General features: G+C 72.1%; 25 protein-coding genes and 1 pseudogene. 13 read left to right on the top strand and 13 right to left on the bottom strand.

Annotated elements, in window-relative coordinates; translation table 11 throughout:
* Window positions 1-27 precede the first annotated feature (27 nt).
* Window positions 28-204 (top strand): hypothetical protein, encoded by a 177-nt coding sequence (locus tag AB0L00_RS43035; RefSeq protein WP_345363775.1) that lies wholly within the window; start codon window positions 28-30, stop codon window positions 202-204.
* Between the two features lie 9 nt (window positions 205-213).
* Here the strand turns inward: AB0L00_RS43035 and AB0L00_RS43030 are convergent, their stop codons facing one another.
* Entirely contained in the window at window positions 214-795 is a 582-nt protein-coding gene (locus tag AB0L00_RS43030) for a hypothetical protein (RefSeq protein WP_364443583.1), read from the bottom strand.
* Between the two features lie 78 nt (window positions 796-873).
* On the opposite strand from AB0L00_RS43030, the gene ppgK reads away from it, so the two are divergent.
* From ppgK to AB0L00_RS43015, 3 genes are read left to right on the top strand one after another with little or no spacing between them, the layout of a single operon-like run.
* On the top strand, window positions 874-1,623 hold the full coding sequence (gene ppgK, locus AB0L00_RS43025; RefSeq protein ID WP_364443581.1) for a polyphosphate--glucose phosphotransferase: 750 nt from the start codon (window positions 874-876) through the stop codon (window positions 1,621-1,623).
* Window positions 1,624-1,647: 24 nt separating this feature from the next.
* Window positions 1,648-2,328, top strand: a complete 681-nt coding sequence (npdG, locus tag AB0L00_RS43020) for an NADPH-dependent F420 reductase (protein WP_364443579.1) — start codon at window positions 1,648-1,650, stop codon at window positions 2,326-2,328.
* A 7-nt stretch (window positions 2,329-2,335) separates the two neighbouring features.
* Complete coding sequence (locus tag AB0L00_RS43015) at window positions 2,336-3,121, top strand: helical backbone metal receptor (protein WP_364443578.1); 786 nt, start codon at window positions 2,336-2,338, stop codon at window positions 3,119-3,121.
* Here AB0L00_RS43015 and AB0L00_RS43010 read toward each other — a convergent pair.
* From AB0L00_RS43010 to AB0L00_RS42990, 5 genes are all read right to left on the bottom strand, one after another.
* The gene (locus tag AB0L00_RS43010) at window positions 3,072-3,656 is read right to left on the bottom strand and encodes a hypothetical protein (RefSeq protein WP_364443576.1); all 585 of its coding nucleotides are present in this window, start codon (window positions 3,654-3,656) and stop codon (window positions 3,072-3,074) included. The genes AB0L00_RS43015 and AB0L00_RS43010 overlap by 50 nt on opposite strands.
* Before the next feature lie 123 nt (window positions 3,657-3,779).
* On the bottom strand, window positions 3,780-4,970 hold the full coding sequence (locus AB0L00_RS43005; protein WP_364443575.1) for an asparaginase domain-containing protein: 1,191 nt from the start codon (window positions 4,968-4,970) through the stop codon (window positions 3,780-3,782).
* A gap of 137 nt (window positions 4,971-5,107) precedes the next feature.
* Complete coding sequence (locus AB0L00_RS43000) at window positions 5,108-7,177, bottom strand: SpoIIE family protein phosphatase (RefSeq protein ID WP_364443574.1); 2,070 nt, start codon at window positions 7,175-7,177, stop codon at window positions 5,108-5,110.
* Window positions 7,178-7,267: 90 nt separating this feature from the next.
* On the bottom strand, window positions 7,268-7,876 hold the full coding sequence (locus AB0L00_RS42995) for a TetR/AcrR family transcriptional regulator (RefSeq protein WP_364443573.1): 609 nt from the start codon (window positions 7,874-7,876) through the stop codon (window positions 7,268-7,270).
* A 14-nt stretch (window positions 7,877-7,890) separates the two neighbouring features.
* Window positions 7,891-9,450, bottom strand: coding sequence for an MFS transporter (locus AB0L00_RS42990; protein ID WP_364443572.1), 1,560 nt, complete (start codon window positions 9,448-9,450; stop codon window positions 7,891-7,893).
* A gap of 198 nt (window positions 9,451-9,648) precedes the next feature.
* On the opposite strand from AB0L00_RS42990, the gene panB reads away from it, so the two are divergent.
* Complete coding sequence (panB, locus tag AB0L00_RS42985) at window positions 9,649-10,491, top strand: 3-methyl-2-oxobutanoate hydroxymethyltransferase (RefSeq protein WP_364443570.1); 843 nt, start codon at window positions 9,649-9,651, stop codon at window positions 10,489-10,491.
* A gap of 76 nt (window positions 10,492-10,567) precedes the next feature.
* Here panB and AB0L00_RS42980 read toward each other — a convergent pair whose 3' ends face one another.
* From AB0L00_RS42980 to AB0L00_RS42970, 3 genes are all read right to left on the bottom strand, one after another.
* Entirely contained in the window at window positions 10,568-12,412 is a 1,845-nt protein-coding gene (locus AB0L00_RS42980) for an NAD+ synthase (protein WP_364443569.1), read from the bottom strand.
* 58 nt (window positions 12,413-12,470) lie between these two features.
* The gene (locus AB0L00_RS42975; RefSeq protein ID WP_364443568.1) at window positions 12,471-13,688 is read right to left on the bottom strand and encodes an MFS transporter; all 1,218 of its coding nucleotides are present in this window, start codon (window positions 13,686-13,688) and stop codon (window positions 12,471-12,473) included.
* Between the two features lie 117 nt (window positions 13,689-13,805).
* Window positions 13,806-15,035 carry an MFS transporter gene (locus AB0L00_RS42970; protein ID WP_364443566.1) on the bottom strand — a complete coding sequence of 410 codons (1,230 nt, stop codon included), beginning with the start codon at window positions 15,033-15,035 and terminating at the stop codon, window positions 13,806-13,808.
* Between the two features lie 55 nt (window positions 15,036-15,090).
* Here AB0L00_RS42970 and AB0L00_RS42965 point away from each other — a divergent pair, with 55 nt between their 5' ends.
* The 7 genes from AB0L00_RS42965 to AB0L00_RS42935 all read left to right on the top strand — a co-directional run bounded on the left by AB0L00_RS42965 (window position 15,091) and on the right by AB0L00_RS42935 (window position 22,709).
* Entirely contained in the window at window positions 15,091-16,158 is a 1,068-nt protein-coding gene (locus AB0L00_RS42965) for a DUF5937 family protein (protein ID WP_364443564.1), read from the top strand.
* Window positions 16,159-16,268: 110 nt separating this feature from the next.
* Complete coding sequence (locus AB0L00_RS42960) at window positions 16,269-17,078, top strand: ABC transporter substrate-binding protein (protein WP_364443562.1); 810 nt, start codon at window positions 16,269-16,271, stop codon at window positions 17,076-17,078.
* A gap of 91 nt (window positions 17,079-17,169) precedes the next feature.
* Window positions 17,170-18,696 (top strand): penicillin-binding transpeptidase domain-containing protein, encoded by a 1,527-nt coding sequence (locus tag AB0L00_RS42955; RefSeq protein ID WP_364443561.1) that lies wholly within the window; start codon window positions 17,170-17,172, stop codon window positions 18,694-18,696.
* Between the two features lie 164 nt (window positions 18,697-18,860).
* Window positions 18,861-19,580, top strand: coding sequence for an ABC transporter substrate-binding protein (locus AB0L00_RS42950; RefSeq protein WP_364443560.1), 720 nt, complete (start codon window positions 18,861-18,863; stop codon window positions 19,578-19,580).
* A 29-nt stretch (window positions 19,581-19,609) separates the two neighbouring features.
* Window positions 19,610-20,431, top strand: coding sequence for an amino acid ABC transporter permease (locus AB0L00_RS42945; protein WP_364403385.1), 822 nt, complete (start codon window positions 19,610-19,612; stop codon window positions 20,429-20,431).
* Window positions 20,428-21,201 (top strand): amino acid ABC transporter ATP-binding protein, encoded by a 774-nt coding sequence (locus AB0L00_RS42940; RefSeq protein WP_364443559.1) that lies wholly within the window; start codon window positions 20,428-20,430, stop codon window positions 21,199-21,201. Before AB0L00_RS42945 ends, AB0L00_RS42940 begins: the two co-directional genes overlap by 4 nt.
* Window positions 21,202-21,347: 146 nt before the next feature.
* Window positions 21,348-22,709 carry a glutamine synthetase family protein gene (locus AB0L00_RS42935; RefSeq protein WP_364403389.1) on the top strand — a complete coding sequence of 454 codons (1,362 nt, stop codon included), beginning with the start codon at window positions 21,348-21,350 and terminating at the stop codon, window positions 22,707-22,709.
* A 110-nt stretch (window positions 22,710-22,819) separates the two neighbouring features.
* Here the strand turns inward: AB0L00_RS42935 and AB0L00_RS42930 are convergent, their stop codons facing one another.
* Together AB0L00_RS42930 and AB0L00_RS42925 are read right to left on the bottom strand one after the other, a co-directional pair.
* A complete protein-coding gene (locus AB0L00_RS42930) occupies window positions 22,820-23,032 on the bottom strand; it encodes a hypothetical protein (protein WP_364443558.1) in 213 nt (70 codons plus the stop codon).
* A gap of 100 nt (window positions 23,033-23,132) precedes the next feature.
* A complete protein-coding gene (locus AB0L00_RS42925) occupies window positions 23,133-23,702 on the bottom strand; it encodes a TetR/AcrR family transcriptional regulator (RefSeq protein ID WP_345363818.1) in 570 nt (189 codons plus the stop codon).
* Between the two features lie 181 nt (window positions 23,703-23,883).
* On the opposite strand from AB0L00_RS42925, the gene AB0L00_RS42920 reads away from it, so the two are divergent.
* Window positions 23,884-25,404, top strand: a complete 1,521-nt coding sequence (locus AB0L00_RS42920) for an MDR family MFS transporter (RefSeq protein WP_364443611.1) — start codon at window positions 23,884-23,886, stop codon at window positions 25,402-25,404.
* A gap of 94 nt (window positions 25,405-25,498) precedes the next feature.
* Here the strand turns inward: AB0L00_RS42920 and AB0L00_RS42915 are convergent.
* Window positions 25,499-25,612 (bottom strand): annotated as a pseudogene (locus tag AB0L00_RS42915) (hypothetical protein); the annotation flags it as partial.
* Window positions 25,613-25,812: 200 nt separating this feature from the next.
* On the bottom strand, window positions 25,813-26,311 hold a 499-nt coding region (locus AB0L00_RS42910; RefSeq protein WP_364443557.1), incomplete at its 5' end, for a transposase.

Here is a 26,311-nt window from a genome sequence, read left to right as displayed (position 1 = left end):
CAGATGACACCATGATCGGAGGTCGCGATGAGTGACGAGGGAAAGTGGTTCTTCTGCCTCAAGCACCAGCGGGTCGAGCACGGGCCCGGGTGCCCGGACCGGGACCGGATGGGCCCCTACGCCAGTGAGGAGGAGGCGGCCCACGCGTTGCAGCGGGCCGCCGAGCGCAACGAGCAGTGGCGGCGCCAGGACGACGACTTCTAGCCCCGGGCGTCAGGGGACGGCGGGGCCGCTGATCGTCTCCAGGAGCCGTGCCAGGCGGTCGCGCAGGCCGCGCCTGGGCAGCGGGTCCCCGGCGGCGGCGCTGACGAGGTGCTGGGCGGCGTCGAACGACACGAGCCGGTCGTCGGCCGGCACCGTCAGCGCCTCGTGCGCGAGGCCTTCCAGCTCACGGTCGCCGGTGTCCACCGCGAAGATCGTCGCGCCGACGCGGCGCGCGTCGTCCACCCGCTCCAGCAGCGGCGCCGGCGACTCGTCCTCGGACACGACGATCAGCGTCTCCCCGCGCCGGGCCGCCTCCAGGCGCTCCAGCCCGATCCGCAGGTGCGGCGGGGCGCCCGGCGGCGGCTCCCAGCGCACCAGCGTGGGCGCCAGCTCGGGCAGGCCGCCGAGCCGGCTCTCGTCGTCCAGGTGCGCGGCCAGGTGCCACGGCTCGTCGTCGGGCGGGCCGAAGACCAGCAGGCCGCCCGGCGTCCGGGTGGACGACCGCAACGCCCAGGCGAACTCCCGCGTGCGCTCCGGCCAGCCGGTCGTCGCGAGCAGCTCCCGCAGAGCCGCCACTTGACTCGCGTCCATGGTCCTTATCGTGCCGTACGGACCGTGAGATCACGTGCACTTTGTTAGCTGCGAAAAATCTCAGGTAGGTATTGCCGCATGGAGATACTCGGGGTCGACATCGGCGGGTCCGGCATCAAGGGCGCGCCGGTCGACGTGGACAAGGGTGAGTTCACCCGGGACCGGCTGCGCCTCCCCACCCCGGAGGGCGCGCCGCCCCGGGAGGTGGCGCAGGCCGTCGCCGAGATCGTCGCGCACTTCGGCTGGACGGGACCGGTGGGCGTCACCTTCCCCGGCGTGGTCACCGACGGCGTCGTCCGTACGGCGGCCAACCTCGGGGACGCATGGATCGACCTGGCCGCGCGCGACCTGTTCGCGGAGGCGAGCGGGGTGCCCGTGACGCTGCTCAACGACGCCGACGCCGCCGGCGTCGCGGAGATGACCTTCGGCGTGGGACGCGGCCGGGCCGGCACGGTCCTCATGCTGACGCTCGGCACCGGCGTCGGCAGCGCCCTGTTCCTCGACGGGACGCTCGTGCCGAACACCGAGCTCGGGCACATCGAGATCCGCGGCAAGGACGCCGAGCGGCGGGCCTCCGCCCACGCCCGGGAGGCTCACGACTGGAGCTGGCACGACTGGGCGAAGCGGCTGTCGGAGTACCTCGGGCGGATCGAGGACCTGCTGTGGCCATCGCTGATCGTCCTGGGCGGTGGCATCAGCAAGAAGGCCGACCGCTTCCTGCCCCTCCTGGCCGACGTACGGACCCCGGTCGTCCCGGCCGAGCTGCACAACGACGCGGGCATCATCGGCGCCGCGATGGCCGCGGTACCCGGCGCGGCGCGGTCCTGAGGCGGCCTGGCAGGATCATCCACTATGAGCACTCAGCAGGCGGATCTGCCGGACGTCAGCGGTCTTTCCATCGGCATCCTCGGCGGCACCGGTGACCAGGGCAAGGGGCTGGCGCGCCGGTTCGCCCTCGCCGGCCATGAGGTGATCATCGGGTCGCGCAAGGCCGAACGCGCCGAGCAGGCGGCCGAGAGCCTCGGGGACGGCCTGCGCGTCCGGGGCGCGGCGAACGCCGTCGTCGCCCGCGAGGCCGACCTCGTCATCGTGGCCGTGCCGTACGACGGCCACAAGGCGCTCCTGGAGTCCCTCCGGGACGAACTGGCCGGCAAGATCGTGGTCGACTGCGTCAACCCGCTCGGCTTCGACAAGCAGGGCGCCTACGCGCTGCCCGTCGAGGAGGGCAGCGCCGCCCAGCAGGCCGCGGCCGCCCTGCCCGACAGCACCGTCGTCGCGGCGTTCCACCACGTCTCGGCCGTGACCCTCCTCGACCCGGCCGTCGAGGAGATCGACCTCGACGTCCTCGTCCTGGGCGAGGACCGGGAGGCCACCAACACGGTGCAGGCCCTCGCGGGCCGGATCGGCGGCGTGCGCGGCGTCTACGGCGGGCGGCTCCGCAACGCCCACCAGGTCGAGGCGCTGACCGCCAACCTGATCTCCATCAACCGGCGCTACAAGGCACACGCGGGCCTGCGGGTCACCGACGTCTGAGCCGTCGATGCTCGACGACCTCGGAGTCCCGTTCCGGCCCGCCCGGGACGTGCGCCGTGTCGTGTCGCTCGTGCCGTCCCTCACCGAGGCGATCGCGCGTACGGCCCCGGGTCTGCTGGTGGGCGCCACCGACTGGTGCGTCCAGCCGCCGGACCTCGGGGTCGTACGCGTCGGCGGCACCAAGAATCCCGACGTGCGCCGGATCGCCGGGCTGGCGCCGGACCTGGTCGTCGCCAACTTCGAGGAGAACCGCCCGGCCGACCTCGACGCGCTGCGCGCCGCGGGCGTGCCCGTCTGGGTCACCGTGATCCGCACCCTCCCGGAGGCACTGACGAGCCTCGGGCGCATGCTCGCCGCCTGCGGGCAGGACCCGCCCGGATGGCTCACCGAGGCCCGTACGGTGTGGGCCGACGTGCTCGGCGGACCCCCGTCGCCCCGCGTGACGGCGGTGGTCCCGATCTGGCGGCGGCCCTGGATGGTGCTCGGCCGGGAGACATTCGCCGGCGACCTCCTCGCGCGGCTCGGCGTCGCGAACGCGTACGGACGCGCCGACGAGCGGTACCCCAAGGTCTCCGTCGAGGAGATGCTGGGCCGGCGGCCGGGGCTGGTCGTCCTGCCGGACGAGCCGTACGCCTTCTCCGCCACGGACGGGCCGGAGATGTTCCCGGACGTGCCGGTGGCCCTGGTGAGCGGCCGGCACCTGGAGTGGTACGGGCCGTCGCTCACCGAGGCGCGGCGGGTCCTCAGCGCGTCGCTGCCGCGCTCCGGCCCCTCCTCCAGTCCACGGCCATGATCGTACGAGCGGCGGCGAGCGGCATCAGGCCGGCGCACACCTTCTTCCGCAGCGCGTTCTCGACCTCGTCCTTGTCGGCGGCGGTGCCCCCGCCGGCGTCGTACCGGGGCTCCGGCCACAGGTTGCGCGGATCCCGTGGCGCCCCGCCGAGCTCCAGCGGGACCAGGTGGTCCTCCTCGTAGTGCGCGGGGTTCGTGTCGGCGTAGCCGTACTCGGCGATCTGCCGCACCTTGAGCGCGTTCGTGTACGACACCGGCGGCCGTACGGTCCTGGTCCACCCGGCCACGCAGATCGTCGAGCCGATCGTCTCCTGCGTGACGTCCGGGTTGACCGCGCCGGGCTGACAGGCCGGATCTGGCAGCGGCAGGTAGACCTGGGAGCAGGTCCCTGGAGAGCCGGGCACCGCGCCGCCCGGAACGGCCGGGACCGCGGAGACGCGTTCCGCCGCGAAGCCCGGGGACGCGGTCGAGGCCGATACGGCGATCGCGGTGAGAAGGGTCGTCGTGCACAGGACGACGGCGAAGACGCGCGGCATGGAAGTGCCCTTCGGAAAGCGGGGGTTCGCCCCGCCATCCGGGCACTCGTCCCTGACGGCTCGGACCGGTCGTCGGTTGTGGCGTTACACGGGTGGTGATCATCTACCCCGACCGGGCGATCTTCAAAACGCGGTCGCGACCGGCGACGGCGCGGACGGCACCGCGGCGTTCCCCTCCAGCGCGGCGAAGGCGTTCAGCACGGCGGCGCGGTCGTGACCGGCGTCCAGCAGCAGGTGCATGAGGACGCGGGCCTTGAGCGGTTCGAGACCGGTGACCGCCATTCCGCCGGGCGGTGCGGTCGGGGAGTGCAGGACGACCGGGATGCGGACGGTGGCTTCGGCGAGGACCGGGATCAGAGCGTCGAGGGCGGCCTGCCCGGCGCGGGCGGCGACGATCAGGCCGTCGCAGTGGCCGGCGAGCGCCCGCAGCAACGCGCCGTCGTCGCCGAGCGCCACGACGTGGAGCCCGACGCGCGGGGGACGCCCGGCGAAGGGCCCGCGCACCGTGAACCGCTCCGGCGGGCGCCACAGCAGACGCGGGATCCCGCCGATCACCTGGCCCAGTGGCCCCGCCCCCGGGGAGGCGAACGCCGGCGCCGCGAGGCCGGTCGCCCTGACGTGCCGGGCCGCGTGGATGTCCCCGTGCGCCACGACCGCGCAGCCGAGCCACCGCGGGCCGGCGGCCGCGACGGCGATGGCGTCCGCCAGCTCGGACGGGCCGCCGGAGGCCGCGACCAGGGCGATGGGCGCGGAACCCTCATGCAGCAGCTCCAGCGCCCAGGCGGTCTCCGCGAGGGTCTCCGCCGGATGGACGACGACGACGCCGCTCGCCCCACCGGCGACGGCCTCGCCGACCGCGCGGGCCAGCTCGCCGACCCCGGCGAAGGTCGAGACGGGACCGGCGGCCGGGCGGCGCTCTACCCTGACCCCGTTCGGCAGCGACGGCACGGCGTCGACCATGGCGCCGGACCCCTCCGGCAGGAACACGACGACGAGCCGGGGCATGATCTCCGGCCCGCCGGCGGGCACGGTCCCGGCCGGAACGTCACCGGTCGCGCCGTCGGCCGGGCCCGCACCGGTCCGGAGAGCCACGGACGCGTCCGGCCCAGGGGAGGGCGCGACCGCGAAGGAGACGTCGTCCGGTGCCGGTGTGCCGGACGGGCCCGTGGCCGGCGGCGCGACGGCGGGGTACCCGCCGGACGGCGCCCCGGCCGCCGGAGCCCCATCAGGCCCGGCGTCCGGTTCGCGCCCCGGGAGCGCGACCTGCCAGGAGGGTGGGATCGGCCACGGCGGCGGGCTCACAGAGGCGCTCATGCTCGGCATCCTTCGGCGTCACGCGGCGCCGACGGCGTCCGGCTCGTGATCAGACGACGGACGAAACCTAATGCATCGAGATCATCCGCGGGGGTGAGTTGTCGCGAATACGGGGGTCCAGATGCGGCCCGGCGTGGTCAGGCGGGGAGGTGGTGGGCCTCGCCGGGCCAGGAGCCGTCGAAACCGTCGTCCCGGTCGGGCAGCTCCAGCTCGCACCAGACGACCTTGCCGTCGCCGGCGGGCCGGGCGCCCCAGCGCTTGGCGAGCCGGTGCACGACCTGCAGGCCGCGTCCGCCCTCGTCGTCATCGGCGGCCTGGCGGGCCCGGGGGAGCGCGTCGGAGTCGTCGCGCACCTCGCAGACCAGGGTGCGGTCGCGCAGCAGCCGCAGCTCGATGTCGCCCGAGGCGTACCGCAGCGCGTTGGTGACGAGTTCGGACACCACCAGCTCGGTGCTGAAGGACAGCTCCTCGCAGTCCCAGCGTTCGAGCGTCTCGCGGACCCGGACCCGGGCGTCCCGTACGGCGGACGGCAGGGCGGGCAGCCGCCAGGAGACGACGTGACCGGCGGGCAGGCGGCGCAGGCGGGCGATGAGCACGGCGATGTCGTCGCGGTCGTGGTCGGCGTAGGCACTGTCGAGGGTGGCCTTGGCCAGCTCCTCCAGCGGTCGGAACAGCGCCTCCGCGCCGAACAGCCCCTGCAGCCGGGACAGGCCGTCGTCGATGTCCTGGCCGCGGTTCTCCACGAGCCCGTCGGTGTAGAGCACGAGGACGCTGCCGTCCCCGATCGTGAACGTCCGGGTCTCGATCATCCCCTCGCCGACGCCGAGGGGCGGCGCGGGCGGGACGTCGAGGAACTCGCTGGTGCCGTTCGGCCGGAGCAGCAGCGGCGGCAGGTGCCCCGCCGAGGCGATCTCGCAAGTGCCGTCGGTCGCGTCGTACAGGGCGTACACGCAGGTGGCGAAGGCGGGCTCCCGCTCGCCGATCTCCCGCATCAGCGCGTCGAGCTGCTGCAGGCCGTCCGCGGGGGAGAGCTCGAGGTTGACGATGGTCCGCAGGGCGGTGCGCAGGCGGCCCATCGTGACGGCGGCGCGTACGCCGTGCCCGGCGACGTCGCCGACGATGAGGGCGACGCGGCCGCCGGGCAGCGCGATCGACTCGTACCAGTCGCCGCCGACCTCGATCAGCTGGTTGCCGGGCAGGTAACGGTGCCGGACCGCGACGCTGGACGGCGCGGTGAGGCCGGTCGGCAGCATGCTGCGCTGGAGGGTGAGGGCGGTCGCGCGCTCGCGGCTGTAGTGCCGGGCGTTGTCGATGTAGAGGGCGGCGCGGGCGGCGAACTCCATTCCGAGCTCGACGTCGTACGCGTCGAAGGCCCGGTGCGCGGAGCTCCGGGTGCAGACCAGGAACCCCAGCGTCGTGCCCCGGGCGATCAGCGGCAGCACGACCATCGAGGTGTCGGCGAGGAGCTTGGCGACGGGCTTGCGCCGCCACAGCCGGGCGGTCCGCTTGGCGACCTTGCCGTCGAGGTGGGGCACCAGCACCGGCTCGCCGGTGGCCATGCAGCGCGTGTACGGGGTGTCGGGCGGGTAGGTGAGGACCTCCCCGGTCGGGAAGGCGGCGTTCCAGCGGGGGTCGGACTCGTCGGAGGCGAGGGCGACCCGGCGCAGCACCGTGGTGCCGTCCGCCGCGACCGAGGGCTGCTCGTCGGCGGCGACGATGGCCTCCTGGATGAGGACGCCGGCGGAGTTGCAGAAGTGCGGCACGATGACGTCGACGAGCTCGCGTGCCATCTGGTCGAGGTCCAGGGTGGCGCCGATCCGTACGAGCGCGTCGTCCAGCATGGCCCGGCGCATCAGGGCCGGGTCGGTGAAGCGCTCGAGATCGGTGACGGCGACCCGGATCATCATCAGGTCGACCGGGTCGGCGGCGGCGGTGTGCATCGGCTGGACGGTGACGACGCCGTTGCGCGCCTCGCCGTCCGGGGCGCGCAACCCCAGGACGGCGGTCCGCTCGTGGCGGTCGGCGAGGGCGTCGAGGAGCCCGGTCAGGGCCTCCTTGCTCTCGTCGGTGAACAGGCCGGACACGTTCGTGCCGACGATCTCTTCAGGGGCATTGCCGAGCACGCCGGAGGAGTTCTGCCCGCACTGGAGGATCTGGCCGGCCCGGCCGATGCCGAGGACCAGAGTTCTCGCCGAAGAGTCGGCCATCCGCCGGAGTCCTTCCTGTGACCCGTCATCCCCCGTTGTAAAAGTATGACCAAATGTGATCGGCGGAGGAAGATCATCACAACTCCGGGTTCAGCGTGGCGCGAGTCCCGTCATGAGGGCGTCGACGACCCGCTCCGCGTAGTCCTCCGGGACCGGACCGGCGCCGGCGGCCCGCGTCCGGTGGGCGACGGCTCCCGTGAGGATCCACAGGGTCAGCTCGACGTCCAGGTCGGGGCGCAGCTCTCCGGAGGCGACGCCCCGCCGCAGCACCTCCCGCATGACCTCGCGCCGGGGCTCGACGATCTCGCGGGTGAAGCGGTCCATCAGCTCCGGGTAGCGCTCCGAACTGCCGAGGACGCTCCAGTAGCAGTCGACCCGCTTCTTGTCGCTCTTGTCGGCGACGAACGCCTTGGCGAGGGCGACGAGGTCCTCGCGGAACGACTCGCCGCGCGGCTCGGGCAGCGGCCCCTTCAACGCGGCGAGCGCGTCGATGATGAGCGCCTCCTTGTTGGGCCAGCGGCGGTAGATCGTCGTCTTGCCGACCCCCGCGCGTGCGGCGACGGCCTCGATGGAGACGCCCGCCACCCCGCCCTCCTCGGCGAGGAGGTCCAGGGTGGCGTCGACGATCGCCTTGGCGGCGCGCTCGCTGCGCGGCCGTCCCGGCGGCCGCGCAGCACACTGGTCAGTGGTGTGCGTCATCACGCTTCACCGTCTCACACCTCCACGGGTTCGCGCTGTTCGACGTGGGGAACGTCGGGCTCGACCGCGGGCCTGCCCGGCATCCACTTCAGGACGACGAGCGCTCCGAGGAAGGCGACGGCGGCCGAGATGGCGGAGGTGATGTGCATGGCGTGGACGAAGGAGTCGTGCGCCGGCGACAGGAGCGCCCGGCCCGCCGGTCCGAGCTTCTCGGCCACTCCCGTGGTCGCGCCGATGTCCGACCCGGCGACGGCGCGCAGGTTCTCGGGCAGCGCGGTCAGGTGCGGCTTCATGCCGTTCCGGTAGATCGAGGCCACCAGGGAGCCCAGCAGGGCGGTGCCGAGCGCGACGGCGACCTGACGGGCGATGTTGTTGATGGCCGAGCCGGATCCGGCCTGCTCCCTCGGCAGCACCGACATGACGGAGGTGGTGGCCGGGGTCATCACCAGGGCCATGCCCGCGCCCTGCACGAAGAACGTGATCCCCAGGATCCAGATCGGGCTGTGGACCGCGGCGAAGTGGTAGCTGAGCAGCGCCAGCGCGACCATCGTCAGGCCGGTCGCGGCGACCGGCCTGGCGCCGTACCGGGCGACCAGCCCCGCGCTGCGCGGGGAGAAGATCATCTGGCCGGCGGCCAGCGGCAGCGTGAGCAGGCCCGCCTGCAGCGGGGTGTAGCCGCGGACGTTCTGCAGGTACAGCGAGATGAACAGGAAGACGCCGCCGAGCGCGAAGAACACCAGGGCGATGGCGCCGACGGACGCCGACAGCCGTCCGTCGCGGAACAGCCGGACGTTGAGGGAGGGGTGCTCGATGCGGGACTCGTACCAGACGAACAGGGCGAGCAGCGCGACCCCGGCGAGCACGGAGCCGTACACGGCCGGCGCGGTGACGGTCGCCTTCTCGCCGCCTTCGATGATCCCGTAGGTGAGCAGGATCAGGCCGGCGATCGACAGCAGCACACCACCGAAGTCGATCTTGGCGCGCACCGGGTTCCGCGACTCCGGAACGAGGAACGCGATGCCGATCACGCCGGCGATGACGATCGGGACGTTGATCAGGAAGACCGAGCCCCACCAGAAGTGGTCGAGAAGCAGGCCGCCGGTGATGGGCCCGACGGCGACGCCGATGCCGACGGCGCCGGCCCACAAGCCGATGGCGCGGGCGCGCTCCTCCGGCTCGAAGACGTTCGTGATGATCGAAAGGGTCTGCGGCATGACCGCCGCGCCGCCGAATCCCATCGCCGCGCGGGCGAGGATGAGCTGGTCGGGCGTCTGCGCGTACGAGGAGAGCAGCGAGGCCAGGCCGAACAGGAGCATGCCGATCATCAGCATGCGCTTGCGGCCGATCCGGTCGCCGAGCACGCCGAAGGTGAACAGCAGCCCGGCGAACACGAGCGTGTAGGAGTTGATGGCCCATTCGAGCTGGCCCTGGCTGGCGCCGAGGCCGGCGCTCGGGTCCGCGATCGTCTTCAGGGCGACGTTGAGGACCGTGTTGTCGAGCACGATGACGAGCAGGCTGACGATGAGAACGCCGAGGATGGCCCAGCGTCTCTTCTGGATGGTCTGCGGATCCATGAGGCCCTTCGGGGGAATATCGATACGAGTCAGTGTCGTTTCTGAACAACGCACAGCCTAGGCCGGTTCATTCCGATACGCAACCGTACCGTTTTGAAACCTCCCGGGAAGAGGCGGGGGTGTACGAGTCGTTGACCCCGTGGGATCATCGATCCGTCCGGGGACGCCACCGTGGCGCCTCGAGGCAGGAGGTTTCCGATGTCTGTATCGACCAGTCGGCCGACCACCCTGTACGGCGGCCAGACCGGGCGCCGCGTGACCGTCCGCGACATCGCGGCGGCGAAGGAGCGCGGCGAGAAGTGGCCCATGCTCACCGCGTACGACGCGCTCACCGCGCGGGTCTTCGACGACGCCGGGATCCCGGTGCTGCTCGTCGGCGACTCCGCCGGGATGGTGGTGTTCGGCCACGAGTCCACGATCCCCGTCACCGTCGACGACCTCATCCCGCTGACCGCGGCGGTCGTGCGCGGCACCTCCCGCGCCATGATCGTCGCCGACCTGCCGTTCGGCGCCTACCAGGCCGGTGTGGCCGAGGCCCTGCACACCGGCGCGCGGTTCCTCAAGGAGGCCGGCGCGCACGCGATCAAGCTCGAAGGCGGCCGGCGGGTGCTCCCGCAGGTGGAGGCGCTCGTCGCGGCGGGCATCCCCGTGATGGCGCACCTCGGTCTCACGCCGCAGTCGGTGAACGCCTTCGGCGGCTACCGCGTCCAGGGGCGCGGTGAGGACGGCGAGCGCCTGATGGCCGACGCCAAGGACCTCGAGGCGGCCGGCGCGTTCTCCGTCGTGCTCGAATGCGTGCCCACCGAACTCGCCGAGCGCGTCACCGCCGCGCTGTCCATCCCGACCATCGGGATCGGGGCCGGCCCCGGCACCGACGCGCAGGTGCTGGTGTGGCAGGACATGGCCGGCCTCACCCCGCACACCGCGAAGTTCGTCAAGCGCTACGCCGAGGTGGGCGGCGTGCTGCGCGGCGCCGCCGAGGAGTTCGCCGCCGACGTCGTCTCGGGCGTCTTCCCCGGCCCCGAGCACACCTACCGCTGATCCCCGACCGCCGCCGCCCGCCCCGGGACCGCCGGGGCCGGGCGGCGGCGCCGTCACGCCGACCGGGCGAGCGGGGTCAGGCGTCCTTCACGGTCTGCCGCTTCGCGACGCGCGCGGGGTCGGCGGTGTGGGGGGCGACGATCTCGCGCCACTTGTTGGTGATGGGGAGCCGGCGGTCGCGGCCGAAGTTCTTCGGGGTGATCTTCGGGCCGGGCGGGTACTGGCGGCGCTTGTACTCGGCCGCGTCGACCAGCCGGATCACGCGCTCGACCAGCTCCGGGTCGTGGCCCGCCGCGATGAGGCCGTCGCGGCCCATGTCCTTCTCGACGTAGTCGTCCAGGAGCGCGTCGAGGATGTCGTACGGCGGGAGCGAGTCGGTGTCGAGCTGGCCGGGGCGCAGCTCCGCGGACGGCGGCTTGTCGATGATGTTCTGCGGGATCGGCGGGGTCTCCGACGGGGGCGTGAACGGGTGGGCCCCGTCGATCCGCTCGTTGCGCCACCGGCACAGCGCGAACACCGTGACCTTGGGCACGTCCTTGATCGGCCCGTAGCCGCCCGCCGAGTCGCCGTACAGCGTGGAGTAGCCGGTGGCCAGCTCGCTCTTGTTGCCGGTGGTCAGCACCAGGTGGCCGTGCTCGTTGGACAGGCCCATGAGGATGTTGCCGCGGACCCGCGCCTGGAGGTTCTCGGCGGCCAGGCCGTGCAGCTCCAGCTCGGCCTCGTAGGCGTCGACCATGCCGCGGATCGGCACCGTGCGGGAGTGGATGCCCTGCCGTTTGACCAGGTCCTCCGCGTCGGTGATGGAGTGATCGCTGGAGTAGCGGCTCGGCATGAGGACGGTGTGCACGTTGTCCGGGCCGATGGCGTCCGCGGCGATCGTCGCCACCAGCGCGGAGTCGATGCCGCCGGACAGCCCGAGGATGACCGAGCGGAAGCCGTTCTTGCGGACGTAGTCGCGCACGCCGAGCACGAGCGCGCCGTACACCTCGCCGAGGTCGCCCAGCGGCTCGGCGCGGGGCGGCTCCTCCGGGGTGTACGCCGGGACCGGGTCAGGCGACAGCAGCACGCGCTCGATCGTGATGGTGGTGCCGTCGTGCCCGTCGGCGGGCGTCTCGCCCGGCGTGAACTCCGCCGGGGCGGCGGGCAGGTCGAGGTCGGCGACGAGCAGGTCCTCCTCGAACTGCGGGCCGCGGGCGATCAGCTCACCCTCGCCGGTGACGATGACGGAGTCGCCGTCGAACACCAGCTCGTCCTGGCCGCCGACCGAGTTCACGTACGCGAGCGCGCACCCCGCCTCACGGGCCCGGCGCGCGCACAGCTCCAGGCGGACGTCGTCCTTGTTGCGCTCGTACGGCGAGGCGTTCGGGGCGACGAGCAACTGGGCGCCGGCCTCACGGGTCACCGTGACCGGCCCGCCCTCCTGCCACAGGTCCTCGCAGATCGCCACGGCGACGTCGACGCCGTGCAGCCGCAGGACGGGCAGTCGGTCACCGCGGACGAAGTACCGGTACTCGTCGAAGACGCCGTAGTTCGGCAGGTGGTGCTTCGCGGTGCGGACGGCGACCCGGCCCTGGTACAGCACCGCCGCCGCGTCGAGCGGCGCGCCCGCGGGCTGGCCGACGCGGTCCACGACGTCGGCGCGCCGGTCGAGGTAGCCGAGCACGACGGCCAGCTCGCCCAGGCCCTCGTCGGCGAGCCGGCGGGCCGTCGCCTCCAGGGTGGCGATCGACGCGTCCACGAACGACTTGCGCAGCGCGAGGTCCTCCACCGGGTAGCCGGTGAGGAACATCTCGGGAAAGACGACGAGGTGGGCGCCGCGGTCGGCGGCGCGCCGGGTCCATTCGACGGTGCGGTCGGCGTTGCCGGTGAGGTCGCCGACGGTCGCGTTGGCTTGAGCGAGTGCGATACGAAGCTGTGCCACGCTTCGAGACTAGACGGGGCGCGCCGGGTGGTGTCGTCAGGGATCTGATGATCGAGTATCAGGGCCGGCGGTCGCGTGGCGGCGACGGCAGCGTCCGTACCTCGGGGAACAGCAGCGGGGTGAGGACGACGAGGACCTGCAGGGCGCCCGCGGTCAAGAGCGTCGTCCGCAGGCCGAAGCAGCCGGCGACGGGCGCCACCACCGCCAGGCCGAGCGGCTGGCAGGCGAGCGCCCCCGCCCACTCGTAGGCGCAGACCCGCGACAGGGCGGTCGCCGGGATGTGGTGCTGCAGGGCCGTCTCCCAGAGCGTGTTGAAGACCATGAGGACGAGGCCGCCGAAGAACGCCGCGATCGCGATGCCGGGCACCGTGAGCTCGCCTGCCAGGGCGAGGGCCGGGCAGGCGAACATCACCATCATCGCCAGTCCCGAGCGCAGCGGGAACCGCGGCCGTACGCAGAGCGCGATCGCGCCGCCGCCGAGACAGCCGGCGCCGAACGTCGCCGAGATCAGCGCCCACGCGCCCGCGCCGCCGAACGACCGGGCGCTCAGTGTGGGACCGAGCACCGAGAACGCCCCGCCGAGCAGGTTGACCAGGGAGGCGGCCACGATGACGCTCCACACCCACCGGCGGGACCGGAACTCCCGCCAGCCGTCGGCCAGCTCGCGGGTGAACCGCTGCGGCCGTTCGTGACCGGTCCGCCGCAGCCGCAGCCGGGACAGGCAGGCGGCGCTGACCGCGAAGGTCGCCGAGTCCGCGGCGAGCGCCCAGCCCGGGCCCGCGCCGACGACGAAGGCGCCGGCCACCGCGGGCCCGGTGAGGAGGGACGTGGACAGCGCCAGGACGCGCAGGGCGTTGGCGGGCTGGCGCTGTTCGGGCCGCGTCGTCGCCTGGACGACTCCGGCGACGGCGGGCCCGGAGAGCGCGGCGGCGATCCCGTGCACCGCCTGGAGGACCAGGAGATGCCAGATCCGCGCGGCGCCGCTGATCAACAGGGCCGCCGCGACGCCCTGGCTGACGGCGCGTACGAGGTCGGTGCCGAGCATCAGCGAGTGGCGTGGCAGCCGGTCGGCGATGACGCCGCCGACCAGGGTGAACATCACCTGCGCGGCCGACCCGGTGGCGAGAACGGCCCCGAGGTCGACGGCGCGCCCGGTCAGGCCGAGGACGGCGAAGGCGAGGGCGGGCGCGACCATGCCGTCGCCGAGCATGGAGGTGCACTGGCCGAGGAAGAACCAGCGGAAGTTCCGCTCCCGGAGAACGGACAGTCCGTGCACCGGGCCACAGGACCTCGGAGCCTGCACCATTCAGCTCGTACGCCGCCTCGGAGGGGGACTAACCACCTGAAGTTAGACATTTTCACAGGAACCGGTCAACCCCTCGGGTCCTCCGGATCAGTCGAGCGCCCGCCGCCGGCGCCGCACGGCGGGTCCGAGCGCCAGCGCCCCGGCCGCGGCGGTCCCGCACAGGGCCGCGCAGACCAGCCACGGTGACCAGGAGGCCAGGCCGAGCAGCCCGCCGCCGATCGGCGGGGCGAGCAGCGAGGCCGCCGAGAACGCCGTGCCGTACAGCCCGCTGTAGCGCCCCCTCAGGTGCGCGGGCGAGAGATCCGCGATGATCGCCGTGGACACCGACGCGAAGAGGATCTCGCCCAGCGTCCACACCAGGACCGTCGCCGCGAACGCCCACGCCGACGCGGCGAACGCGGTCAGCCCGAATCCGGCGCCCACCACGGCCACGCCCGCGGCCAGGACGCGGCTGTGGTCGCGGCGGCCGAGCCAGGCGCCGATCAGCGGCTGCACGATCACGATCCCGACGCCGTTGAGGGCCACCGCGAAGCCGTACGCCGACGCCGGAAGCCCCGCCTGCCGCATCGCCAGCGGGAGCGTCGAGTAGGACTGCATGTAGACGAATCCGTAGCAGAGGACGACGAGCACCGAGCCGACGGCGACGCGGTCCCGCAGGACGTCCACGAGCCCGCCGGGTTCGCGCTCCGCGCGCCGGCCACGGGTCTCGGGCACCGCCCGCCAGACCAGGACGCCGCACACCACGCAGGTGGCCGCGTCGATCCAGAACAACCAGGAGAAGCCCGCCCGCGACAGCGTCCCGCCGAGCACCATCGCGACCGCGAAGCCCAGGTTGATCGCCCAGAACAGCAGCCCGAAGGCGCGGGCGCGCTCGGCCGGCCCGACCAGGTCGGCCAGCAGCGCCTGCGAGGCCGGACGGAACGCGTCGATGGTCAGCCCGAGCACGAACACCAGCGTGATCAGCGCCGGGGTCGTGGTGGTGTACCCGAGCGCGAGCATCGCGGCGGCGGTGGCCAGCATCCCGCCGGTCAGCGTGGCGCGTCGCCCGATCCGGTCGGCGAGCACTCCGCCGACGAGCTGGGAGACGATCGAGCCGAGGCCGAACAGCGCCAGCACGAGCCCGGTCGCGCCGACGGACAGGCCGCGCACTCCCGTGAGATAGAAGGCGAGGAACGGCTCGACCATCGTGCCGAGCCGGTTGACGAAGCTGCCGGTCCACAGCGCCCAGAAGCCTCGTGGCAGACCTCCGACCCGCGTGTGGAGGAACGCGGGGAGCCGGGGGGAAGGGGGAGCGGGCATCTCGTCGACGGAGGTCATGGGGGCATGGTCGACAACACCCGGGCCCGGCTGGAACTCTTTTAGCGGTGCCTAAATGATCGAATTCCTCTTCGCCCCGGACGACGTCGCGCGCGTCCGGTTCGCGTTCTCGCCCCTCTGGGAGCTCATGCACAGCCTGCGCGTGCTGGCCGACCCGTCCCGCCGCGCGCTGCACCTGCCGTGGGTCCGCGCCGTACGGCCCCGGCTGCGCGGACTCGACCTGACGCCGTTGCGCGCGCTCGTCCCCGCGAGCGGGTACATGCCCGACTTCCTGACCCCGCCGCCGGAGTCCCCGCTGCCGGACTTCGCCGCCGAACTGGCGCGGGTGCGGGCCACGCCCGCCCGCCGGGTCGCCGTGGAGATCCGGGACGTCGGGAAGGACGCCGAGGGGCCGGCGTTCCGCGCTCCTTCTTCGGCCGAGGCGTTCGTGCGGGCGGGCACGGACGCCGCCGGCCTGCGCGCGCGGCGCCGAGCGATGGCCGAGGCGCCCGAGCGCGCCCTCGGTGAGGTCGCCGACCTGATCGCCGCGTACTGGGAGGCGGCGCTCGAGGAGTCCTGGCCGCGGATGCGGGCGCTGCTGGAGGGCGACGTGCTCCGCCGGTCCCGCGCCCTGACCGAGCGCGGGGCCGAGGGGCTCTTCGCCGGGCTGCACGAGGCCGTCCGCTGGCACGGCGACCGGCTCGCCGTCCAGCGCCGGTGGCACCATCACGGCCCGCTGGCCGGCCGCGGGCTGGTGCTGGTGCCGAGCGCGTTCGTCTGGCCGGCCGTCTCGGTGATGACCCCGCCGTACCAGCCGATGCTGAGTTATCCCGCGTACGGCGTCGCGACGCTGTGGGAGACCGCCCCGGCGGCGCCTCCGGACGCCCTCGCGGCACTGATCGGGCGGCGCCGGGCGGCGCTGCTGCTCGCGCTGACGGTCCCGGCGTCGACGACGGAGCTCGCCGGGCGCCTGGCGGTGACCCCCGGTGCGATCAGTCAGCACCTGGGCGTCCTGCGCGCCTGCGGTCTGGTGACGGGCCATCGGGTCGGCCGGCGCGTGCTGTACGCGCGCACGGCGGCCGGCGACGCGCTCGCGGGCGCGGGCGGCGTGGTCGACGAGGACGCGCTCGCGGAGGGCCGGTGACGCGCTCGCGGCGCGGGCATCGCGATCGACATGGACGTGACGGTGCGCAACTGGTTGACTCTTCCGCGTGAGTGGGACGGATGGAGCGTCGTACCCCCCTCGGAGGCACCGTGCACCTGGTCACTCTCTCCCGCGCGTGCGCCGTGCCCGCGGCGGCGATGACCGCCTGCCTGCTGACCGCCTGCGCGCCGGCCGGCCAGACCGTGCGAGGCGTTCACCTGGTCGCCCGCGGCACGCTCACCACCTGCACGCACCTGCCCTACGCCCCGTTCCAGTTCCAGCGGGGCAAGGCGATCGTCGGCTTCGACGTGGACCTGATCGACCTGGTCGCCCGGCGGCTCGGCGTGCGGCAGAAGATCATCGACACGCGGTTCACCGCGATCACCTCGGGGGAGGTGTTCGCGGTCGCGGCGTGCGACCTGGCGGCCGCCGGCATGACCGTCAACCCGCAGCGGGCGGCGGTGGTCGACTTCTCCCGGCCCTACTTCGAATCCGGGCAGGTGCTGATGGTCCGGCGTGACGCGCGCATAACGCCGGACGCCGCAGGCTCCGGCGGGCTGCGCGTCGGCGTGGTCGTCGGCACGACGGGACAGGCGTACGCGCGCCATCAGGGGTGGCAGACGAAGGGGTATGAGAACGCCACCACCGAGCTGGACGCGCTGCGCACCGGTCAGGTCGACGCGCTGATCCAGGACGACCCGGTGGTGCGCTACTGGCTCACCGACGAGGCCAACGCCGACTTCACCCTCCTCCCGGGGCTGCGCACCCGCGAGCAGTACGGCTTCGCCGTGCGCAAGGGCCACAACCCGGCGCTGCTGCGGCTGATCGACGACGTCATCGCGCAGATCCGGCGGGACGGCACCTACCGGCGGACGTACGAGCGGTGGATGGGCCCGATGCCACCCGAGGCCACCGGGTGACGCCACCGGACTGATCGGCCGGAACCGGCCATGGTGTCGCCGCCGCGTCGGAGACGATGATCGACTTAGGCGTCGCCGACGGGGGAGTCCGATGCGCAGAGTCGTCGTCGTCGCGGCCGGCGTGCTCATCCTGCTGGCGGCGGCCGTCTTCTCGTGCGTGGCCCTGCGAGGACCGCACGGCCCGGCGACGCCGGAGGCGGCCTCGGCCGCGTACTTCCGCGCCTGGAGCGGCGGCGACTTCGCGGCGATGCGGCGGCTGGCCGACGATCCGCCCGGCGACTTCGCCGACCGGCACCGGGCCCTGTCCCGGGCGCTGCGCGTCGACTCGGTGGACTTCACGCCGGGTCCGCCGGTACGGCACGGGGACGAGGCGTCCGTCGACTACGCCGTCACCCGGCACCTGACCGGCGTCGGAGAGTGGAGCTTCCACGCGACCCTGCGGCTCGCGCGCCGGAACGGCGCCTGGCGGGTGGTGTGGTCGCCGGCGACGCTGCACCCGGCCCTGGCCGACGGCGGACGGTGGATCCTCGACCGGACCGAGGCCGGGTCGGGAGCGCCGGTCGCCGCGGACGGCAGGCCCCTTCCCGCCGACAACGGCGCCCAGCCGTACCTCGCCGACGTCGGCGAGCGGCTGGGCGAGGAAGACGGCGTCCCCGGCTGGGCGGTGCGGATCCAGAACCCGGGGCGGCCGGCGCAGCAGCTCACGGTCTTCCCCGGCCGTGGCGCGGCGCCCGTCCGCACCACGATCGACCGGCGCGCCCAGGCGGCCGCCGACGCGGCCGTGGGATCGGCGCAGGCCGCCCTCGTCGCGATCCGCCCCTCGACCGGCGAGATCGTGGCGGTCGCCGACCGGCTGCCGCAGGCCGAGAGCGCCTTCACCGGCCTGTACCCGCCGGGGTCGACGTTCAAGGTGGTCGTCGCGGCGGCGCTGCTGGGCGGCGGGATGACGCCGGCGAGCCCGGTCGACTGCCCGGCCGTGACGGTGGCCGGGCAGCGCACGATCCACAACCACGGCGGCCTGGCGCTCGGCCGGGTCTCGCTCGCCGACGCGTTCGCCGAGTCCTGCAACACGACGTTCGCGGGACTCGGTGTGTCGGCGGGAGCCGGGCGGCTGCGGGAGAGCGCCGCCGCGTTCGGCTTCGGCGCGCACTTCGACACGGGGACGGACACGGCCTACTCCGGGGACCTCCTCGACCCGGGCGGCGACAACGGGCTGGCCGAGGCGTCGATCGGCCAGGGGAAGGTGCAGGCGACCCCGCTCGCGATGGCGGTGGTCGCCGCGGCCGTGGCCGACGGCTCGTACCGTCCGCCGCGTCTGGTGCCCGCGCGCCTCGTCCACGCGGGAACGGCCCGGCCGCTGCCGTCCTCCGTGGTCGCCGGGCTGCGGTCGATGATGCGGGCGGTCGCGACGCGGGGCACCGCGGCCCGGGCCGGACTTCCGGCGGGCACGGCGGGCAAGACGGGGACGGCCGAATATGATGCCCAAGGTCATACGCACGCGTGGTTCATCGGCTACCGGGGCGATCTGGCCTTTGCCGTCTTCGTTCTGCACGGCGGGGACGGCGGGCAGGTGGCCGGACCGGTCGCAGCCCGTTTTCTTGCTGTGATCAAGTCGTGACCCGCTGACGTTCTCGCAGGTGGCGAGCGGTATGACATAGTCGGACAGTTGTTTGTCCTGCTTATGGAGGAATTGTGGCTATTAGTCGTCGGCTTGCCGCCGCCACCGCCGGACTCTGCGCGGCCGCCCTCGCCCTCACCGCCTGTGGCGGCGGAGGGGACGGAGTGACAGTTCAGGGTGCCAAGCTGGTGAAGAAGGGCAAGCTGACCACCTGCACGCACCTGCCGTACCCGCCGTTCCAGTCGGCCCAGGGCGGCAAGGTCGTCGGTTTCGACGTCGACCTGATCGACCTGGTCGCCAAGAAGCTCGGCGTCACCCAGCAGGTCATCGACACCCCGTTTGAGACGATCAAGACGGGGTCCGCGCTGAACGCGGGGAAGTGCGACGTCGCCGCCGCCGGTATGACGATCAAGCCGGAGCGGGCGCGGTTCATCGACTTCACCAAGCCGTACTTCAACGCCACGCAGGCGCTCATGGCCAAGAAGGGCATCACCTACGCGTCGCTGGACGATGTCAAGGCCAAGAAGCTCAAGGTCGGCTCCCAGGCCAGCACCACCGGTGAGGACTTCGTCCACTCCAAGGGCATCGACTCGAAGTCCTTCAAGGACTCCGCCAGCCTCCTCAACGGGCTGCGCAGCGGCCAGGTCGACGTGATCATCGAGGACTACCCGGTCGTGCAGGGCTGGCTGAAGGACCCGGCGAACGCCGCGTACGGCGTCGCGGCCAGCCTCAACACCGGCGAGCAGTACGGCTTCGCGGTCCGCAAGGGCAAGAACCCCAAGCTGCTCTCGCTGATCAACCAGACCATCGACGAGGCCCGGCAGAGCGGCGAGTACAAGAAGATCTACGAGAAGTGGATCGGCCCGATGCCGGCGGGCGCCTGAGCCGGCCCTGATCGATTCGAGAGGCCGCAATGACTGAACACGCGGAGGCGGCGCCGCGGCTGACCCGCACGCAGCGCCGTCGGCTGATCCTGGGCGGCGAGTACGGCATCTTCGTCGTCGCCGTCGTCCTGCTCGTGTCCCTGGCGGACTGGGGGGCGCTGAAGACCAACTTCGCCGAATGGCGGGTCGCCAAGACGCTGTTCCCCGACATCATCACGGTCGCGCTGCGCAACACCCTGCTGTTCACGGTCACCGGGTTCGCACTCGGCCTGGTGGCCGGCCTGCTGCTGGCGCTGATGCGGCTGTCCTCGGTGCCGCCGTACCGCTGGTTCGCCATCGCCTACATCGAGGTGTTCCGGGGACTGCCCGCGCTGCTCATCTTCATCTTCGTGGGCACCGGCGTCCCGCTCGCCTTCCCGGGGGTCAACTTCCCCGGTGGCGTGTACGGCCAGGCCGCCGTCGCCCTGGGAGTGGTCTCGGCGGCGTACATGGCCGAGACCATCCGGGCCGGCATTGAGGCCGTGCCGCGCGGTCAGATGGAGGCGGCGCGCACGCTCGGCATGTCACACGGGCGCGCCATGCGCTCGATCATCATTCCGCAGGCGCTCCGCATCGTGATCCCGCCGCTGACCAACGAACTGGTCCTGCTGTTCAAGGACTCGTCTCTCGTTCTGTTCCTCGGCATCACGCTGCAGCAGCGGGAGCTGTCCAAGCTCGCCCAGGACGCGGCCAGCCAGCAGGGCAACACCACGCCGATCATCGTGGCCGCCCTCTGCTACCTGATCATCACGATTCCGCTCGGCCATCTGGCGCGGCGGCTGGAGGCCCGGCAGAAGAGGGGGCAGCGGTGACGACCGTGAACACCACCGCGGCGGTCCAGGTCACCGGGCTGCACAAGGCGTTCGGGGACCTGCAGGTGCTGCGCGGCATCGACTTCGAGGTCGCGGGCGGCGAGGTCGTGTGCATCATCGGGCCGTCCGGGTCCGGCAAGTCCACGCTGCTGCGCTGCGTGAACCTCCTGGAGGAGCCCACCGCCGGGCAGGTGTACGTCGGCGGGGTCGAGCTGACCGACCCGGACGTGGACATCGACGCGGCCCGCCGCCGCGTCGGCATGGTGTTCCAGCAGTTCAACCTGTTCCCGCACCTGTCGGTGCTCGGCAACGTCACCATCGCGCAGCGCAAGGTGCTGCGGCGCTCCGCCGAGGAGGCCGACCGGATCGCGCGCGACGACCTCGCCCGCGTCGGACTGGCCGACAAGGTGGACGCCTACCCGGCGCAGCTGTCCGGCGGCCAGCAGCAGCGGGTCGCGATCGCCCGCGCCCTGGCCATGGGCCCGGACGTCATGCTGTTCGACGAGCCGACCTCCGCGCTCGACCCCGAGCTCGTCGGCGACGTGCTCGGCGTCATGCGCAAGCTGGCCCTCGAGGGCATGACGATGCTGGTGGTCACGCACGAGATGACCTTCGCCCGAGAGGTCGCCGACCGCGTGGTCTTCATGGACGGCGGCGTCATCGTCGAGGAGGGGCCGCCGTCGAAGGTCATCGGCGAGCCGACCCACGAGCGGACCCGCAGGTTCCTGTCCCGCGTCCTCGACCCGGCCGCCGCCGAGGTCGAGGAGTGACCCGGTGGGCCCCCGACAGCACGCCGTCGGGGGCCCACCGGGAACGCGGTCGCCCTGTCGCGGCCTTGTAACGTGACCGAAACATGAACACGGCACACTGATACAAGCGCCAGAGTTGTCGTCGCAGGTATCAAAGGGGATCCGTTTTGGACCGTCAGCAGGAGTTCGTGCTCCGCACGCTCGAGGAGCGCGACATCCGCTTCATCCGGCTGTGGTTCACCGACGTGCTCGGATTCCTCAAGTCCGTCGCGGTCGCCCCGGCCGAGCTGGAGCAGGCGTTCGCCGAGGGCATCGGGTTCGACGGCTCGGCCGTCGAGGGGTTCGCCCGTGTCTACGAGGCCGACATGCTCGCCAAGCCCGATCCGTCGACGTTCCAGGTGCTGCCGTGGCGTGCCGAGTCGCCGGGCACCGCCCGGATGTTCTGCGACATCCTCATGCCGGACGGGTCGCCGAGCTTCGCCGACCCGCGCTACGTCCTCAAGCGCACCCTCAGCCGCGCGGCCGACCTCGGGTTCACCTTCTACACCCACCCTGAGCTGGAGTTCTACCTGCTCGGCGAGCAGCCCGACGACGGCAGCGAGCCGACGCCGGTCGACCTGGGCGGCTACTTCGACCACACGCCGCACCGCGCCGCGCACGACTTCCGGCGCAACGCCATCATGATGCTGGAGTCGATGGGCATCTCCGTCGAGTTCAGCCACCACGAGGGCGGTCCGGGCCAGCAGGAGATCGACCTGCGCTACGCCGACGCGCTCACCACGGCCGACAACATCATGACGTTCCGCCTGGTGATGAAGGAGGTCGCGCTCGAGCAAGGCGTGCACGCCTCCTTCATGCCGAAGCCGTTCACCGAGTACCCGGGCTCGGGGATGCACACCCACATGTCGCTGTTCGAGGGCGACCGCAACGCCTTCTACGAGCCGGGCGCCGAGTACCAGCTCTCCAAGGTCGGGCGCGCGTTCATCGCCGGTCTCCTCCGGCACGCCGCCGAGATCACGGCCGTCACCAACCAGTGGGTCAACTCCTACAAGCGCCTGTGGGGCGGCGTCGGCGCGTCCGCCGGCGCGGGCGGCGAGGCGCCGCCGTACATCTGCTGGGGCCACAACAACCGGTCCGCGCTGGTGCGCGTGCCGATGTACAAGCCGCAGAAGGGCCACGCGACCCGCATCGAGTTCCGCGCGCCTGACACCGCCTGCAACCCCTACCTCGCCTTCGCCGTGATCCTGGGCGCCGGCCTCAGGGGCATCGAGCAGGGCTACGAGCTGCCGCCGGGCGCCGAGGACGACGTGTGGGCGCTCACCGCGGCCGAGCGCCGCGCGATGGGCATCGAGCCGCTGCCGCAGAGCCTGGACGAGGCGATCAGCGCGATGGAGCGCAGCGAGCTGGTCGCCGAGGTCCTCGGCGAGCACGTCTTCGACTTCTTCCTGCGCAACAAGCGCGCGGAGTGGGAGGACTACCGCCGCCAGGTCACCGAGTACGAGCGCCGCCGCTACCTCTCGGTGCTGTAGCCGCAGCCGGGTGCCGTGTGCTTCGCCGTCCAGTGACATGAACTTCCCCGTCCCGGCGCCCATGGTCGGCCGCCGGAACGGGGATCGGTTACCGACCGTCGTCGCTCAGGTCAACGGCGACCGCGGTGGCGGGGGATCGGGTCCGTCATGACCCTGTCCCCGTTTCCGGGCGTGTGCTCGACGACGACGAAGTCGGTGTTGTTGCCGACCGCACGTACCGTGCTGTCCACGCCGCCGACACGGACCGTCACCGGGCGTTCGGTGTTGCCGACCTCTCGGACGGCGGCCTGTACCACGCTGGGTTCGGTGGATGTCCTTTTCATCGTTCACTCCCGACTCTCGGTTGACAGGTGGTGAGCATTGGCGTTCACCATGTCAATGGCCGTCCGGGAGGTCCGGTGACCGCAACCGCGACCGGGGTCGTCACCTCTCCGTGCTCTGAGACGAGGAGATCATCTCCATTGCCACGGTGAGGCCGGTGGTGCGGCGCTCCTCGTCGGTGATGTCGTAGTCGTCGAAGGTGAAGAGGGCGATGTTCAGCCCGAAGATGGCCATCGCCGACTTGAGCTGGTCGGTCAGCGGCGCCTTCCGGTCGGCGAGCAGCTCGATCAGGGCCCGGACCCGGCACTTCATCTTCTCGCCGACCGCGAGGTCGCGCATGGTGCCCTGGTTCTCGTGGGCGAAGCGCATGAGCGCCGGCGCCGAGGTGTAGAGGTTGTCGGCGTAGCGGCGCACCAGCTCCTGCCGCGTCTCCAGGGTCGGCGGCTGTGCCTGCCCCCAGGCGATCAGGTCGTCCAACCTGGCGAGGGCATCGTCGAACAGGCTGACGATGATGTCCTCTTTGGTCTTGAAGTGGTAGTACAGCGCGGCCTTGGTGACGTGGAGGCGCTCGGCGATCTCCCGTAGCGAGGTCTTCTCGTAACCGTGCTCGGCGAACAGCTCCAGCGCGACCGCCTGAATCCGCTCCCGGGTGTCGCCGCGGGGCTCGCCCATGATCAATCTCCGTCCAACCTAACTTGACGACCGGCTAGTTCCTAACTTACCGTACGGCAGGTAAAGAAACTAGCCGGTCGACAAGTAAGCGTCCGACCATAGAGAGAGGTTATCGATGTCGGGGACGAACACGGCGGAGTCAGCGCCACCAGGCGCGGCGGAGCCGAGAAGCACGCGATCCATCTACATCGCGATCATCGGCCTGATGCTCGGCATGTTCCTCGCGATGCTCGACAACCTGATCGTCGGCACCGCGCTGCCGACGATCGTCGGCGACCTCGGGGGCCTCAGCCACCTCGCCTGGGTCGTCACCGCCTACACCCTCGCCACGGCGGCCGCGACGCCGATCTGGGGCAAGCTCGGCGACCTGTACGGCCGCAAGGGCATGTTCATGGCGTCCATCGTGATCTTCCTCGTGGGCTCCATGCTGTCCGGGCTGTCGCAGAGCATGGGCCAGCTCATCGGGTTCCGCGCGCTGCAGGGCCTCGGCGCCGGCGGCCTCATGGTCGGCGCCTTCGCGATCATCGGTGACCTCGTCCCGCCGCGCGAGCGCGGCCGCTTCCAGGCGATCATCGGCGGGATGATGCCGATCGCCTTCGTCGGCGGCCCGCTGATCGGCGGCTTCCTCACCGACCACCTGAGCTGGCGCTGGACCTTCTACGTCAACGTGCCGCTCGGCGCGGTCGCCCTGCTCGTCACCGGTGTCGGCATGCGCCTGCACACCCCGCACATCAAGGCGAAGATCGACTTCCTCGGGGCGTTCCTGCTGACGGTCGGCGTCGTCTCCCTCACCCTGGTCGCGAGCTGGGGCGGCAGCGAGTACCCCTGGGGATCCTGGCAGATCATCGGGCTGGCGATCCTGTCGGTCGTGGCCCTGGTCCTGTTCGTCCTCGCCGAGTCCCGCGCCCCCGAGCCGATCCTGCCGCCGCGGCTGTTCCGCAACAAGAACTTCGCGGTCGCCCAGGTCCTGAGCTTCCTCGTCGGCGCGGCGATGTTCGGCGCGGTCAACTTCCTCCCGCAGTACATGCAGGACGTCCAGGGCGCCTCGGCGACGGCGAGCGGCCTGCTCCTCCTGCCGCTGATGTTCGGCATGCTGGTCGTGATGCTGACGACCGGGCAGCTGATCTCCCGCAACGGCCGCTACAAGCTGTACCCGATCATCGGCGGCGCGGTGATGACGGTCGGCATGCTCGTGCTGCTGCTGCTCAAGGTCGACACCAGCACGGCGGTCAGCTCGGCGCTCACCGCCGGTGTGGGCCTCGGCATGGGCTTCATCATGCAGAACACCATGCTGATCACCCAGAACAGCGCGGAGCTGCGGGACATGGGCGCGGCGAGCGGCTCGGTCACCCTGTTCCGTACGGTGGGCGGCTCGCTCGGCGTGGCGCTGTTCGGCTCCATCTTCACCAACCGCCTGGAGCACACCATCTCCGACCGGCTCGGCCCGGAGGCCGCCCACAAGATCGCGTCGGGTGGCGCGCACGTGACGCCGGCGTTGCTGCACAAGCTGCCCCTGCCGGTGCAGGAGGCGTTCAAGTCCGGCGTCACCAGTGGCCTGCACGGCACGGTGATCGGCGGAGCGGTCGTCGCCTTCCTGGCCTTCCTCCTCGCCTGGTTCGTCCGCGAGGTGCCGCTGCGCGGCTCGGCGGCCAAGGGGCCGAAGGAGCAGCTCGAGGAGACCATCTCCGAACCGGTCATCTGATCCGGCCCGGCCCCGGGACCGGGGCCGAGCCGGTCACCTGATCCGATCTCACCGAGGACCAGGGGATTCCAGCCGGGAATCCCCTGGTCCTCGCTCAGCGGGGGAGCGTGCCGAAGCGGGCGCCGACGCCGAAGCCGAAGGTGCTCGCCTTGATCAGCTTGGTCGCGACGTCCGCGTACCCGTCACCGTTGACATCCCCAACCGCGACAGGGCGCTGCCCTCGGTACCGGAGGTGTCGTGCTAGTCCTTGTTGAAGTCACGGGCGGTCGGCGTGGCCCGCCCACCGCGACCGCCTTGGTTGACAGTCTTTCCCTAGAACCGACACGCTCGTTAGCGAGCCGGCGTCCTTCTTGGCGTCGATGTCATCGCTGGGTGGGCCGATCGCCAGATCGGAGTAACCGTCCCGGGTCAGCTTCTTGGCCGTGAACGGTCGAGCTTGGGGCTCGGGTGTTCACGCCTTGTTGCGCTCCCCGTCGCGGCTGGGTGTCGTGCCGGGGTCGCATCTCCCCTCCCTGTGGGGGTGGGGACGGGCATGCTGACGAATGCCCACGCCACACGCGCCCGTTTCCGGATGTTGGTGGCGGCGATGACGTCGGCGGGGCCAGCGAACCCGCACCGGCGACAACAAAAAGTGTTCCGGTCGGGCCGGTTGGCCCGTTCGGTGTGTCCGCACCACGGCGTGGGGCACCGCTGGGAGGTGTAGGCCGGGTCCACCTCTAAGAACGGCACCCCGGCCCGCATTGCCTTGTACTGGAGGAAGGTGCCGAGCTGGTGGAACGGCCAGGAGGAGTGTGTGGCCCGCTGGTGCCGCCTGAGCCGTGCCCGGTCGCGTATCCCGCTCAGTTCCTCCAGCGCGATACCGCGTCCGGTGCGTCGGGCATCGGCCACGATCTTCTTACTGATCTTG

This window comes from Actinoallomurus sp. NPDC052308, assembly GCF_040679195.1.
Classification (GTDB): Bacteria; Actinomycetota; Actinomycetes; order Streptosporangiales; family Streptosporangiaceae; genus Actinoallomurus; species Actinoallomurus liliacearum.
Note: the sequence above shows the minus strand (reverse complement) of the source record. Positions and strands in the feature narration are given on the sequence as shown.